The organism is Candidatus Thorarchaeota archaeon, from assembly GCA_021498125.1.
Taxonomy (GTDB): domain Archaea; phylum Asgardarchaeota; class Thorarchaeia; order Thorarchaeales; family Thorarchaeaceae; genus B65-G9.
The window spans coordinates 37706-51508 of record JAIZWL010000003.1 but is presented as its reverse complement, the minus strand read 5'-3'; the positions used below and the strand labels follow the sequence as shown (position 1 = coordinate 51508).

The following is a 13803-nucleotide window of genomic DNA, read 5'->3' as shown; positions in this document are numbered from 1 at the left end:
CCAACTCAGAGGTGTAATCACATGCCGCTCACTCCACTTCATTATCCGGCTGCGTATATCATGAAGAGAGCCTTCAGACGACTCCCCCTTCCAGCACTTGTCGTGGGAGCGGTGATCCCAGATGTTGAAGTCCCAATTCTTGTCATCTTCTTTCCGAGCCTTCCCGATCATCTGCTCTTGCACAGTCTCATAGGTGCGTTCACCATCGGTTTGCTTCTAGCAGTCATTGTGACACGATACCTGTACACACCAATCATCACAACGATATTCAAGGTTGACAGGAACGACCTCTCGGAGCAATGCAGGATCACACCACTACTGGTCCTCGCATGTGCCCTTGGAATACTATCACACTTGCTTCTTGATTTCCCAATGCATCCATTCAATCCCCTGTTCTGGCCGTGGATAAGTCCATATGCTCTCCCGGGACCACTATTGGTCTTCTTTGGACAGGGGGATCTTTCAGCAGGTTACAGGTACGCAGCTCTGCTATACGATATGATCCTCATCCCCATGTGGCTCATCATTCTGTACGTTCATCGCAGAGAGAAACTATGGACCAGAATCTGGGCGAATCTCGAATAATCAGACAAGAACCTCAGACAGGAATGAACCACTCCTCCAGTGAGATCTGCGAGCGCGTATCAATGATGTTCGAGTTCTCATAGAGCCGACGGAGAAATTGATTATAGTGCAGTATGCTGCTACAGCGCACTGTGGCAAACAGGCTGAACGACTCACTTGTCCGGTGGAGATCCCATACCTCATTCATCTCAGCAACTACATGGGCGGTCTCTGCTATGCTACCGGGAGCAGGCTTGATCTCTAGAAAGAACTTGATAGGCAGACCAATATGGATGAATAGCAGGTCTATCGAATATCCGAGAATAATGCCCGATTCCTCAAGTCGTGTCATTGCCTTTGATACTGCGGGTTGGCTCAATGGTGGAGCCATTCGTCGCCCAATCTCCAGCTGCGACATCGGAAAGGGATTGGACTCAGAGGGCACGTGGCGCCGAATGATATCAAGTAGCGCCCAGTCCTTCGGAGTGAGATGTACTTCTGAGGCCTTGTGGGTGTGAACAATAAAGCCCTTGGTCTTGTATGTTGTAAGGACCTGCACTAACTCGTACGTCTTGGATCCGGACTGCGCAATTGTACTGTCAACCATATTGAGAAAGGTCTCAAATGCATCAGCACTCCGGAACCTGAACAGTCCGAGGAGTGAATACTCTCCAGAGACCCCATCTAATGACTCAAGCCCAGGCATCTCAAGAAGTGCCCGACTCACCCCGAGCTCTCGCGGATTGGTCTTGATCAGAAGAATCGTGCTTCGTTCAGAATATGCCTGTAATGGGTCAAGCACGGTTGTGTATGCACGGACAACATTGTCCTTGGTCAATTGACGAAGAGTACGAGTGACCCAGTTTCTACTCTTTGAGAGATCCCGTGCAAGAGCAACTGCCCCTGCCCGTGAATTATGCAAAAGCAGCAGCAAGAGTCGTTGTTCCGTCGTTGTAATAACATGCACAGATTTCACCATTATTTGTGCAATTGATTCCGCTCTGTGATGAAGGATTCATATAAGTGCTCCCTTAGAGAGGTCGTGGTGTAGACTCATGGTAGAATACAAGGTCAAAGATATTGGACTTGCAGAAGAAGGCAGGATGCTAATCGACTATGCCGAGAAGCATATGCCCGTCTTGATGCATCTACGAAAGAAATATGCTGACAAGAAGCCTCTCAAGGGATTCCGAGTCGCAGGGTGCCTTCATGTGACAAAGGAGACCGCCGTACTTGTGGAATCACTTCGCGCATTAGGAGCGGAGGTGGCCTGGTCAGGATGTAATCCGCTCTCAACAAACGACAAGGTAGCAGCAGCACTGGCCGCAAATGATGTTCCCGTCTTTGCATGGAATGGCCTGAACACGGAAGAATACTACTGGTGTATAGATCAGACCCTCAAAATGGAACCCAATCTGACACTGGACGATGGTGCAGACCTGATCTTCACACTGCACAACAAGCACACAGAGCTGATCCCCAACCTCTATGGTGGCTCAGAAGAGACCACTACTGGCGTCGTCAGAATCAGAGCAATGGCAGAGGATGGAGTACTAAAGTACCCGATCATGGCAGTCAATGATGCCGACACGAAACACATGTTCGATAACGTCTATGGGACAGGACAGAGTTCTTTTGACGGAGTCTTGAGGGCCTCAGAGATCCTCATTGCTGGAAAGACTGTGGTCATTGGGGGCTATGGCTACTGCGGTCGAGGTCTCGCCATGCGCGCAAAAGGTCTTGGTGCTGACGTGGTCGTCACAGAGGTGAACCCAGTGCGTGCACTTCAGGCGAGAATGGATGGTTACAGGGTCATGCCTATGTCCGAGGCTGCAAAAGAAGGAGATCTCTTCATCACAGCCACAGGTATGAAAGATGTCATCACAAGAGAACACATGGAAGTCATGAAGAATGGTGCAATCCTTGGTAATTCGGGCCATTATAACGTTGAGATCAATGAACAAGATCTTATCGAGCTAAGCACTAACCGACGACGAGTTCGCCATGCGCTTGAAGAGTTCACTCTCAAAGATGGGCGTATATTGTATCTCCTTGCAGAAGGTAGGCTCGTAAACCTTGTTGCGGCAAGCGGTCACCCGAGTGAGGTCATGGATCTTAGCTTTGCAGGCCAGCTCAATGCAATGCTCTGGCTCGCAAAACATGGAAAGGATCTCAAGCCAGCAGTCTACGAGTTTCCAGAGGAACTTGACAAAGAGACCGCCCTCATGAAACTTGAGACTATGGGCATCAACATTGACAAATGGACAAAGGAACAAGAGGCGTACGCTCATGCCTATGCCGAAGGTACCTAAGACAATATAGCACACTTGGAGCTAATTGTATCAGCCGGGCCAAATACCGAGTGGCCTCGGCCTACATTTTTTTTGAAAAGTGGCAGTGCAGATTTAGCCAAAACCAATATATAGCAAGCTTGTTATAATAGGCATCATCTAAATAGAGAGGTCTTGTTTTAAGATGAGAGAGAGAATGTTCAAGACGCCTAGCCTCAAGACCCGGGCGATGGCGGGAATCTTGGTTTTAGCCCTCATGGCGATGATGTCAATGACACCTCCCGTGAAAGCTGCACCCACAAATGGACCATCAATAAATGTGACAATCTCGTTTGCAACATACTGCGATCTGGATGGGAACTATCGTAATGATGATGTCTATGTGGTTCTTTACTTCGAACTGGGAAACAATCCCTACTATGAAGTATATTATTTAATAACATTGCAACTCCCTTCAGGAACTAATTATTCATACCTCGTGTATATGGTAGCCATTACGGATGAAGTAGTTACGCATAATCTATTCTTTGATCATGCGACCGAATCCGGAGATTACACAGTGTATGTATCAGCACTCCTGTATACCCCTTATCAAGCAACTGACTCTGCACAATATACATTCGATCCGCCGGGTGGAAGCGAAGGCGGAAAACCAACGTTTGGAGTATATTGAGTCTATTGTTGTAAAGAACATCTTTAACAGCAATACTCAGAGGTGCTAACAAAATAGGGGAGAGAAGCAAACCAATGGCCTCGATGAGAACAACTGGCAGTCTGGACTCCAAGGATTATAAAATAATTCTTATACTAGATCAGAACCCATCTCTCAGTAATGCAAAGATAGCAGAAAAGGTCGGGGTTGCACCGGAAACTGTTCGTCTACGACTTCAAACACTCAAAGAAAAAGGCGTTCTCAGACCTGATCGAAAGGTGAAAATCCCCCTCTTGGGAGAGAGAGGACAATCTGAGGCCGAAAGTGCATATCTTCCAAGTAAACTTGGACTGATACGCCATCATGTTATTTTCACTGGGATTAACTCATGCCAAGAACTGGACAAGCTGAAGAAACTCTGTGATGCACACCCCCACACACACTATCGAGTAGTCGCATTTGGGGATGGGGCAGCTCTCTATACACAATTTGATGTTCCCCCAGCAGCAAATCCTCTGATCAGAAAATTGTATGCCGAGATCAAACACAAAGGTCTGTGTACAGATTATCTTCTTGTGGAATCAAAGTACACATCAGAAGGAGGAGCAGACCTCCAGAGGTGGAATGCCGAAACCAACCGGTGGGAGATCGAGTACGGCAAGAAATCGGGTATTGGAAATAGGCTCAGTAGACTCGAAACGATGTGGGCTGAGTTCGTCAAGAACTGCCCGCCCGAGGACCCGCCCGAGATCAAAATCTCTACCAAGGCCAAATTCGATGAACTTGACCTAATGCTGCTTCGTGAATTGACAGTCAATGCCCGACCGAGCTTCAAACTTTTAGGAAAAGTATACGACAAGGATCCTACAACGATCTCACGAAGGGTTGACAGAATCAGAGAACACTTTGCACCGATAGACATTCTCTACTATGACCGATCGGTCTTCGACCTCACATATCCACAATTGATGGTCGGTGAGTTCAAAGACAATGATGAACTGAATCCAAAGACCTTCCACTGGTTCCTTCAATCAGAGTACATGCCCTTCGAGTCAAAGGGCACCTCCGATGGCCACAAGTTTGTATTGTTTACCACAACGCCACCATCGTTCGCACCTGAACTCTCTGAATTCTTCTGGGAGCATGCCAATAACATCCAGATATTCCAACTACAACTGGATGCGTCATTTACATACTTCTTCTATCACGAGAACTGGAGTCCTCAGACGGGCTGGCGCGCAGATGAGCAATACGTACTTCATGATCCAATGACCGTGCTGGACTAATGAACTGGGAAAAAACTCAAAGTTGGCAAACAAGAGAAGAGGATCTCACCGATTTTGCAGATTTTCCCAATCTACTTAAATACCAGTTTGTGAATTATGCACCAGCGTTGCTCTAGGACAAGTGAGTTCTAGAGTTGCAGTCTTGCAGTAATGCAGGACAATGGTGATGAGCATATGAGAATACGAGAGAGAGCAGTACTGTCCACAATCGTGCTGGTTTCGATACTACTTCTATCAAATGCGGCCGTTTTCACTATGAGAAATGGCGGCATTCAAGACCAGAGAGTTGTGAACGCAATAGTGATGTTCAGACCAGGAGTGGATGTCAATCTCCAAGGGATAAACATCATTCATGAATACAAGCACCTGAATGGTATTGCGGGACGAATGCCAATCGCAGTTTATAATATGTTAAAAGCTGCATGGTTTGTCTCGTCGATCCAACTTGATCATGAGGTGACCATGTATCAAGACACTCTAGACTGGGGTGTGGATGATGTGGATGCCGAACAGGTCTGGGGTGGCGCTGAAGACGCTGTGGATGTCGTCCCAGGAAATGTGGCAGGCACAGGCGTGAACGTAGCCATTCTTGACACAGGTATTGATTACACACATCCCGATCTTGATGCGGTCTACAAAGGTGGGTACGACTTTGTGGATGACGATTCGGATCCGAAGGACCAAAATGGCCATGGCACTCACTGTGCAGGGATTGTTGCTGCCGAGGACAATGGTGATGGTGTAATTGGTGTTGCACCAAAGGCATCCATCTACGCCGTGAGAGTCCTAGACGCATATGGTTCAGGATCTACAAGTGATATCATTGCTGGAATTGATTGGGCTATCGATCATAACATGGATGTCATTTCAATGAGCCTCGGTGGAGGCGGCTTTGATTCGGCATTTAATGATGCAATAAATCGTGCATACGATGCAGGCATTGTTGTTGTTGCCGCCTCAGGTAATGATGGCAAAGAGTCAATCTCTTATCCGGCAGCATACGATAATGCAATTGCAGTAGGCGCTATTGACTCCAGTCACAACCTTGCAGACTTTAGCAACTACGGTCCAGAACAGGAAGTAGTCGCCCCTGGTGTTGACATCTATAGCACAATGCCTACGTACACTGTCACTCTAAACTACTGGTGGTACGGTGGTCACAGCAAGAACTATGACACGATGAGCGGCACCTCAATGGCAACACCAATGGTTGCAGGAGTCGTTGCACTCATTCTCAGTGCCAATCCGGATCTCACGCCGGCTGAAGTACGAGACATTCTCCACACCACTTCTATAGATCTAGGCAGTTCCGGTTGGGACAAGTATTTCGGATATGGCGAGGTCAATGCAAAAGCAGCAGTTGATAATGCAGGTGGTACGCCCCCCGATACGACACCACCAGCTAAGGTGACTGGACTGACCACTGAGACCCTTTCCCATACAGAGATCAAACTGACATGGAATGCCAACTCCGAGTCCGACCTTGACCACTACAATGTCTACCGTGATGGCACTAAGATCGCGGAGACCACCAGTACGACCTACACCGACACAGGCCTGTCCCCAGAGACCACCTATACCTATGAGGTCTCAGCAGTTGACACCTCAAACAATGAGGGCGAGAAGTCCGACCCGGCCAGTGCCACAACAGATGAGGCCCCGCCTGACACGACCCCACCAGCCAAAGTCACTGGTCTAAATGCAGACCCGCTCTCCCAGACGGAGATCAAACTGACATGGAACGCCAACTCCGAGTCCGACCTTGACCACTACAATGTCTATCGTGATGGCGTCAAGATTGCAGAGACCACCAGTACGACCTACACCGATACGGGCCTGTCCCCAGAGACCACCTATACCTACGAGGTCTCAGCAGTTGACACCTCAAGCAATGAGGGTGAGAAGTCCGACCCGGCCAGTGCCACAACACTCGGCGAGAATACCATGCATGTGGCTGCAATTGACATGTGGTACGAGAAGAAGGGCTTCTGGATCTGGACATGGTATGATGTCTACACAAAGGTCACAGTCCATGACTCCGCTGGCAGTGCACTATCAGGTGTCACCGTATATCTGGACATGACATTACCGGATAGTTCCCATTCCACAGGCAACGCGGACACAGGAACTGATGGGGCGGTCACGTTCGTCTATCAGTACGGAGATGCAGGAACCTACACCTCGACTGTCACGAATCTTGTCAAGTCCGGATACACATACAGCTCAGGTGATAATGCAGAGACTTCAGAGACATTGTCGGTCCCATAGTAGTAGTCTCTTGCCTCACAGAGGCCGGTGATTCACTCCGGTCTCTGTACTTCTCTTTTTCTTTCCTCAGAACCGGAGTTTTAACAGAGCAAAGAAACAACCTTCGCCTGTTCATGAGATCATTGCTCATGACTCGCTCACAAGCAGGTATCATACCTCGGTTCCCAAACTTGCCACCTCAGTAGGTTTGATCACAAGGTCCATGGTATTTAGAAAGAGCTTAATCTTCTGTAGTGATCGAAGAAGGGTCTCCCGGTTAGCGACGCAGAGGTCTGGCAGGTCGTTCATGACAAAATCGTACATGACCTCGGGGAGACTCCGTAGATCCACCTTTATCTCACCATTCTTGTAGGCCACCATTGCCTCCCTAACAGTCGCGAGGAATGCTTTCTGTGCTCGGCCGATGCTCTCGCAATCAGCATCTTGTTCGATGAGGTCCCTAAGGTAACGACAGGCCTCTCTCATTGCATCTATGGGGGTCACTAATCTTTTCTCCTGCATGCGGTAGAAGGGGGATTAAATCGGATATTGAGGTATCATAGCACCTATCTACAACGGGATATATAGTTTGCCTGCTGATATACGACCTTAGCAATAGCACCACCAACAGAGGGAAATGGTACCAGAGAGGAACGCTTAAGACCAGAGTTCAAATCGGGGCAATGATAGCTTGGTGGTGACCAATGGCTTGGTGTGTAATGGTCAAGGGACCTTGCAGAGGAAGAAAATGTGATTTTTGGACTCGTGTAAAGATACGCAAGAGGAGTGTCGAGTCCCTCGCATCATTGATGGCGGAGTTCTTGCAGCCCAAGCCAGAGGGCGGAGGACTCCCGTTCGAACAGGCCATCGAGGAGTTCTGGAAATCGTTTGGCGTCAAAGACATGCCACTTTTATGCAAGGAGGAACCAGACCTCTGCGAAAAGATGAAACAGGTCAAAGAAGAAGTAAAAAAGAGAGGGGTGGTGGACTCGGGCGAAACCACCAAGTCGGAGCTTACAGGTCAGTAGGAATATCAACCACGTTACCACGGTTAAGAAGCCATTTGGGATCAAGCACACGTTTCACATTCTGCATCTCTTTAATCCCAGCCTCACCATACATGATGACGAGAAACTCGCGTTTTAGCTTACCAATACCATGCTCAGCAGCAACTGTGCCACCAAGCTCCACGGCCTTCTTTGCAAAGATACGATAGTTCTCCATACCCTGCTCCACCTCTTCATTATTCCGTGGGAGCATGTTGACATGAAGGTGGTTGTTACCAATATGCCCGAAGACCACATACTCCATACCCTGTTCCTCAAGAACCTGTCTATAGAACTTGAGATAATCACGAAGCGCCTCATCAGGAACCGCCATGTCTGTACCGATCTTGTGAACTTGATGATACTCCTGCTTCCGTTGAGCAATGATACCATTAATGGTCTCAGGAATAAAGTGACGAACAGTCTTCATCTTCTCAAGTTCGGTCCGATCAAGTCCAGCCCAGCTAGACTCGGATGACGAGTTATGAACGTTGAGAACTTCCTCGAGAGCCATGACCTTTTCTTCCATGTCGGCCTCGGTGTAGGCGAACTCGAAGAAGACGATGGCCTGCGTAGAATCCGTGAGCGCAGGAACTGTGATCCCAGCACTGCTTGCCTTTTCACGGATAATCTTCAATGCGTTTGGTCCAAAGTATTCAAGAAACTCCATCTGGATGGGAGAGTCTTTTCCGCGGATGTCGTAGACAAAACCGACGGCATCATCTTCACTCGGGAAGAAGGCCATGACGGTCATTATATTTTCAGGCAAGGTCATGAGCCCAAGTTCAACAAGAGTGATCACACCAAGAATCCCCTCAGACCCGATAAAGAGGTCAATCAGGTCCATGTCAGGTCTTGCAAAGAGACCAGCTGCATTCTTGGTTGAAGGCATATTGTAGGAGGGGATCTTCAGGTCAAGTGCAGTACCATCACTGAGAGTTATTGAGAAGGCACCATCCTTCGCAAAGACCTTTCCTCGTTCAATATCAAGAACATCACCGTTCATCAACACAACACGAATACGAGTCACCCAGTCACGAACTGCGCCATACTTGAAAGTCCGTGCACCAGAGGCATTACAGGCAGTGATACCACCTATGAAGGCGCTGGTCTCCGTGGGATCCACCGGGAAGGTATACTCTGCTGGCTCGTTCAAGAAACGCTCTAGCACTTCCTGTTGCTGTGGAGTCCCTTTACCACGGAGCACGTTTAGACTCTTGGTGTTTACAGCCTTGACCAGATCCTCAAGGAGAACACCAGGCTCCGCAGCAATCGTATAGATGTTGCGTTCTGAGTCATAGTCCATATAGAGAAGATCATTCATCTTCTCAAGATTGATGGCGATTCCACTCAGTGGAACTGCACCACCAGTCAGACCAGTACGGTTACCTTGGATAGTAACTGGTTGACCTTTGGCATGAGCATTCCTGAGAATGGTGGCGACCTCGACCTCGGACACAGGGAACATGAGTGCGTCAGCCTTGCCATCAAAAGAATGCGATTCGTCATCAAGATATAATGCATAAGTGTCAGTGATCTCTGCAGAATTAGTCACGGTCTTGACTTCAGAGAGATCAGCTTCAGGAGAAGCCTCCGCCTGAATATTATTCGTCATAGGTACATCACCGCAGTATAACAGAAAAATCGAAGGCCAGCTCAAATATCAAGTTTCGGGTCGCAAACATCAGCCTCTTTGAGAGGCGGTGCAATAATAGACGTCGATAACACGCTACCTTAATATCAGCTATAAGTCAAGGCCAGTACACGGAACTCTTGGTGAGGATAGTGAGAATTGCCGCGGTCTCAGATATTCATGTTCTATCAGATGGGGCTGATGATCCATTACTGAATGCAATACGACATCGTGTCATGAGCTTGGAACCTGATGTCTTTATCATAGCTGGCGATCTAAGCCATCATTTGTCCATACTTGAAGATTCGCTGACAAAATTACGGATCGAGGGCATCCCCAACCTCTATGTTCCCGGCAATCACGATGTCTGGTTCGAAAAAGACCCTGCAATAAGTTCCATGGAGAAATATGCAAAGGCGATCGGAGCAATTTGCAGAAAGAGAGGCTTCCAGTATCTGCCGGACGAGCCCTATGAGCTCGACAGTATTGGATTTGTGGGGAGCATGGGGTGGTCGGATTATTCATTTGCACGTCCGGAACTCGCAATCCCAGAAGAGACCTATCAGCGCAAAGAGTATAATGGGGCCACTTGGTTTGATGTCTTCAACTTGGACTGGGAATTGTCAGACAAAGAGATCACGGACCTATTCAATAAAAAAATAAAGTACGACCTCTCAATACTCTCAAACTCCGTCAAGCAGGTAGTCTATGTATCACATCACTTGCCATTCAGGGAATTGACCATATACAAGTACAGATTGCCATGGGACTTCTTTAGTGCGTATATGGGATCGGTCACCACCGGAGAGATCCTCCTACAGGATGAACGGGTCATCCTCACAATCTCGGGGCACAGCCATGTCAGAAATATGATCCGGAAAGGCCCCATCACTGCAATAACCGTGCCAATAGGCTACTGTAGACCAACTGGTGACGAGCTTGAGGCATTCGTCAAAAAGGCTGTTGCAGACATCGAGGTCCAAGACGGGGCCGTCAACATCAGAGACTTCGTAAAGGGAGACATCTGTGAGGGGATACCATATCGCACAGCACGATAGGTGCGGTTAAATTAATAATTTTCGACAGATTAATGAAGCAGGGAATTTTTAGACGACAATAACAACTCATCTATAGCGACAATGTTGAGGAATTAATAGATAGAGGAAACCGTTGGTGCCAACATGAATGAACTTGGAATAGCCGTCCTCATTATCTTCATCAGCACGTATGCAATCATATCCACTGAAAAAGTCAATAGGACTGCCATGTCGCTATTAGGAATGGCCATTGTAGGAATGGTCCTCTGGGCCGGTTACGAGATGGGCATCGAGGGCGGCATCGCCTTCGATGAACTGGCAGTTCATGTTTCGTGGTCAACAATTCTGTTCGTCATGGCCATGATGATTATCGTGGGTGTTGCCGGAGCGTCGGGGATGTTTCAGTATATTGCACTCCAACTCTCTAAACCTAGTGGTGGGGATCATAAGGCACTCTTTCAGACGTTTATCATATTCACATTTGGCATCTCGCTCTTCTTTGATACAACCTCGACCATGCTGATCATGGCCCCTCTCACCATCGAGGTGTGTAAGGCATTAGAGATAGATTTCAAACCATTTCTTGTTTCCGAGTCCTTGACCTGCAACTTTGCCTCGATTCCCTCGATTGTAGGTGCTGTGCCCAATCTGGTCATTGCCGGGGAAACAGGGCTCGATCCGGGGTTTCTGTTCATTGTATTCATGCCTCTTGCAATCATTCTCCTTGCTGTCAGCCTGCCGATCATGACTCGTTGGTACGCCAAGTCTTTTGGTACTACTGAGGCATATCGAGTAGAAGCGGTCTTCGATATCGATCCAACCCACATGATTCGGTCTGAGCGTGATTTCTATGCGGCAATCGCAGCGATTGCGGGTCTGGTAATCGGGTTCGCACTTGGACCGACATTACATATTGAGCCGCCCTTAGTGGCATTACTGGTCGCCTCAATTCTCCTGCTGATGGCACATGAGAGAGCCAACGAGTTTCTCAGAGATGTTGGCTGGGACACCGTGTTCTTTCTTGTAGGCCTCTTCGGCCTTGTGGTTGCCCTTGAGGTTACAGGTCTCATCAATGATCTTGGCGCGGCAATTGGCACCATTATCGGTGACAATGCAATCTTTGCAACGGTCTTTCTCATCTGGATCCCTGCGATGTTATCCGCATTCCTCGACAATCTACCGGTCTCGGCCGTTCTTGCACCCATTGCCAGAGACTTCTCTGTGTTGAGCCCCGTTCTTCCTCTTGCCCTTGTCTTTGCAGTCAATATTGGGGGGTACCTGTTCACACCTCTTGGTTCTCCTGCAAACATGGTCGCAATGGGATTCGCCGAAAAAGAACACGAACACATACCATTCAGCGATTTCGCCAAGATCGGTACTGCATTGGGACTGATCCATCTTGCTATCGGAACTGTATGGCTCTTGGGAATTATGGTATTAATGGGCTAGCGACGAACTAGGTATGACGGAAGAGAGAGATTAATATCATAAATTAGCAGTATCTCATACACACTAGAATATGCCATCATATCTAGGAGGAGGCCACTTTGGAGCCAATTGCGGGACCAATTCTTCTCGTATTCGTAGGGACGTACCTTCTGATCTCAAGTGAGAAGGTCAATAGGACTGCAATGGCTATGACAGGCATGGGCGTTGTGGGACTCATCCTTTGGATTGCAAATACAGCGGATCCCACACAGGGGGCCCCCTTTGAACAGCTTGTCGAACACATCGAGTGGCACACCATCTTATTCATCACAGCCATGATGATCATCGTTGCTGTCGCCAGCTCTTCTGGGATGTTTCAGTACATTGCAATATCGATTTCTAAACCGACAGAGGGAAACCCGCGTAGGCTCTTTGTGATATTCAACGTCTTTGTCTTTGCCATATCGCTCTTTTTCGACACGGTCTCGACCATTCTCATCATTGCACCACTAACGATCGAGGTGTGCAATGCGCTTGAACTGGACTTTAGACCATTTCTCATAAGTGAGGCAATCGTCTGCAACTTTGCCTCGATTCCCTCTATCGTTGGTGCTGTGCCCAACCTTGTCATTGCAGACAAGACGGGTCTCAGTGCATCCTTCCTCTTTCTACTGCTCATGCCACTTGCGATCATTCTGCTGTTAGTGACCATTCCGATCTTACTCAAGGTCTTTGAAAACCAGTTAGTACCGGGACCTGATGACCTCATCAACCAGATGCTTCTCATTGACCCCGAGTACATGATCCGTTCGCGCAATGATTTCTACATGTCAATAGTTGCAATACTGGTCTTAGTATTTGGATTCACGGTCGGGACCAGTATGGGCGCAGAACCAGCCATGATCGCCATCATTATTGCATTCTTCATGCTACTGGTCTCACGAGAATACGTGGACAACATTCTGAGAAGAGTAGGCTGGGGGACGGTCTTTTTCCTCGTCGGCATCTTTGGACTGGTAGCAGCACTTGACATTACGGGAGTCATTGACGATATTGGGGCTGCGGTCGGGACTATCATCGGGGGCGATGTGACAACAGCAATCCTCTTTCTGATCTGGATTCCAGCAGGACTCTCGGCCGTGATCGATAACATTCCGGTCTCAGTAGTACTGGCTCCACTCGCAGTTCAGTTCGCAACAGTCACACCAGTCCTGCCAGCAGTGTTAATTCTTGCAGTAAATGTGGGAGGCTATCTCTTACCGATTGGTGCCCCCGCCAACCTTCTTGTCATTGCACTTGCAGAGGTGGAACACAGACCGATCACACTGGCCAGCTTTGCAAAGATCGCTACGACTCTGGCCATCATCCATCTGGCCATCGGAACAGCATGGCTGCTATTCATCTCGTTCTTTGTGTAAGAAAAGAAGGACGAACACAAGTGGCGCCTCCGAAGAAAGATCCAATACCGCCGGGAGGAGGTGACATGGAATCCGGTGACGCCAGTTACATAGTGTAATCATATCTTATTTTATCTTTCGATTGATAGAATAATTAAAATTACGAGCCTTCTTATGTAATATGTACACGGGCCAAGTAACCTCTATGAGAAGGAATTAGTG

At 48.2% G+C, this 13803-nt stretch carries 12 protein-coding genes; 9 read left to right on the top strand and 3 right to left on the bottom strand.

Annotation, left to right across the window (positions count from 1 at the left end; genetic code table 11):
• Positions 1 to 21 precede the first annotated feature (21 nt).
• A complete protein-coding gene (locus tag K9W43_09105) occupies positions 22 to 585 on the top strand; it encodes a DUF4184 family protein (GenBank protein MCF2137378.1) in 564 nt (187 codons plus the stop codon).
• Between the two features lie 13 nt (positions 586 to 598).
• Here the strand turns inward: K9W43_09105 and K9W43_09100 are convergent, their stop codons facing one another.
• Positions 599 to 1543 carry an Lrp/AsnC family transcriptional regulator gene (locus K9W43_09100; protein ID MCF2137377.1) on the bottom strand — a complete coding sequence of 315 codons (945 nt, stop codon included), beginning with the start codon at positions 1541 to 1543 and terminating at the stop codon, positions 599 to 601.
• Positions 1544 to 1619: 76 nt separating this feature from the next.
• On the opposite strand from K9W43_09100, the gene ahcY reads away from it, so the two are divergent.
• From ahcY to K9W43_09080, 4 genes are all read left to right on the top strand, one after another.
• Positions 1620 to 2876: an adenosylhomocysteinase gene (gene ahcY, locus K9W43_09095; protein ID MCF2137376.1), complete on the top strand. Its 1257-nt coding sequence runs from the start codon at positions 1620 to 1622 to the stop codon at positions 2874 to 2876.
• A gap of 175 nt (positions 2877 to 3051) precedes the next feature.
• Complete coding sequence (locus K9W43_09090; protein MCF2137375.1) at positions 3052 to 3528, top strand: hypothetical protein; 477 nt, start codon at positions 3052 to 3054, stop codon at positions 3526 to 3528.
• Between the two features lie 74 nt (positions 3529 to 3602).
• On the top strand, positions 3603 to 4793 hold the full coding sequence (locus K9W43_09085) for a winged helix-turn-helix domain-containing protein (GenBank protein ID MCF2137374.1): 1191 nt from the start codon (positions 3603 to 3605) through the stop codon (positions 4791 to 4793).
• 174 nt (positions 4794 to 4967) lie between these two features.
• Positions 4968 to 7061, top strand: a complete 2094-nt coding sequence (locus K9W43_09080) for a S8 family serine peptidase (GenBank protein MCF2137373.1) — start codon at positions 4968 to 4970, stop codon at positions 7059 to 7061.
• 150 nt (positions 7062 to 7211) lie between these two features.
• Here K9W43_09080 and K9W43_09075 read toward each other — a convergent pair whose 3' ends face one another.
• Complete coding sequence (locus tag K9W43_09075; protein MCF2137372.1) at positions 7212 to 7544, bottom strand: hypothetical protein; 333 nt, start codon at positions 7542 to 7544, stop codon at positions 7212 to 7214.
• A gap of 215 nt (positions 7545 to 7759) precedes the next feature.
• Between K9W43_09075 and K9W43_09070 the strand changes: the two genes are divergently transcribed.
• On the top strand, positions 7760 to 8068 hold the full coding sequence (locus K9W43_09070) for a hypothetical protein (GenBank protein ID MCF2137371.1): 309 nt from the start codon (positions 7760 to 7762) through the stop codon (positions 8066 to 8068).
• Here the strand turns inward: K9W43_09070 and K9W43_09065 are convergent.
• Entirely contained in the window at positions 8055 to 9701 is a 1647-nt protein-coding gene (locus K9W43_09065; GenBank protein ID MCF2137370.1) for an FAD-binding oxidoreductase, read from the bottom strand. The two genes, K9W43_09070 and K9W43_09065, sit on opposite strands and share 14 nt — an antisense overlap.
• A 170-nt stretch (positions 9702 to 9871) precedes the next feature.
• On the opposite strand from K9W43_09065, the gene K9W43_09060 reads away from it, so the two are divergent.
• The 3 genes from K9W43_09060 to K9W43_09050 all read left to right on the top strand — a co-directional run bounded on the left by K9W43_09060 (position 9872) and on the right by K9W43_09050 (position 13602).
• Positions 9872 to 10777, top strand: a complete 906-nt coding sequence (locus tag K9W43_09060) for a metallophosphoesterase (protein MCF2137369.1) — start codon at positions 9872 to 9874, stop codon at positions 10775 to 10777.
• A 123-nt stretch (positions 10778 to 10900) separates the two neighbouring features.
• Positions 10901 to 12205 carry a hypothetical protein gene (locus K9W43_09055; protein ID MCF2137368.1) on the top strand — a complete coding sequence of 435 codons (1305 nt, stop codon included), beginning with the start codon at positions 10901 to 10903 and terminating at the stop codon, positions 12203 to 12205.
• Between the two features lie 98 nt (positions 12206 to 12303).
• Complete coding sequence (locus K9W43_09050) at positions 12304 to 13602, top strand: anion permease (GenBank protein ID MCF2137367.1); 1299 nt, start codon at positions 12304 to 12306, stop codon at positions 13600 to 13602.
• Positions 13603 to 13803 lie beyond the last annotated feature (201 nt).

Excerpts from the sequence above, each read along its gene's own strand:
- ahcY (MCF2137376.1), top strand. The coding sequence starts at position 1,620 with ATGGTAGAATACAAGGTCAAAGATATTGGACTTGCAGAAGAAGGCAGG.
- K9W43_09065 (MCF2137370.1), bottom strand. The coding sequence starts at position 9,701 with ATGACGAATAATATTCAGGCGGAGGCTTCTCCTGAAGCTGATCTCTCT.
- K9W43_09085 (MCF2137374.1), top strand. The coding sequence starts at position 3,603 with ATGGCCTCGATGAGAACAACTGGCAGTCTGGACTCCAAGGATTATAAA.
- K9W43_09080 (MCF2137373.1), top strand. The coding sequence starts at position 4,968 with ATGAGAATACGAGAGAGAGCAGTACTGTCCACAATCGTGCTGGTTTCG.
- K9W43_09105 (MCF2137378.1), top strand. The coding sequence starts at position 22 with ATGCCGCTCACTCCACTTCATTATCCGGCTGCGTATATCATGAAGAGA.
- K9W43_09100 (MCF2137377.1), bottom strand. The coding sequence starts at position 1,543 with ATGGTGAAATCTGTGCATGTTATTACAACGACGGAACAACGACTCTTG.
- K9W43_09055 (MCF2137368.1), top strand. The coding sequence starts at position 10,901 with ATGAATGAACTTGGAATAGCCGTCCTCATTATCTTCATCAGCACGTAT.
- K9W43_09070 (MCF2137371.1), top strand. The coding sequence starts at position 7,760 with ATGGTCAAGGGACCTTGCAGAGGAAGAAAATGTGATTTTTGGACTCGT.
- K9W43_09090 (MCF2137375.1), top strand. The coding sequence starts at position 3,052 with ATGTTCAAGACGCCTAGCCTCAAGACCCGGGCGATGGCGGGAATCTTG.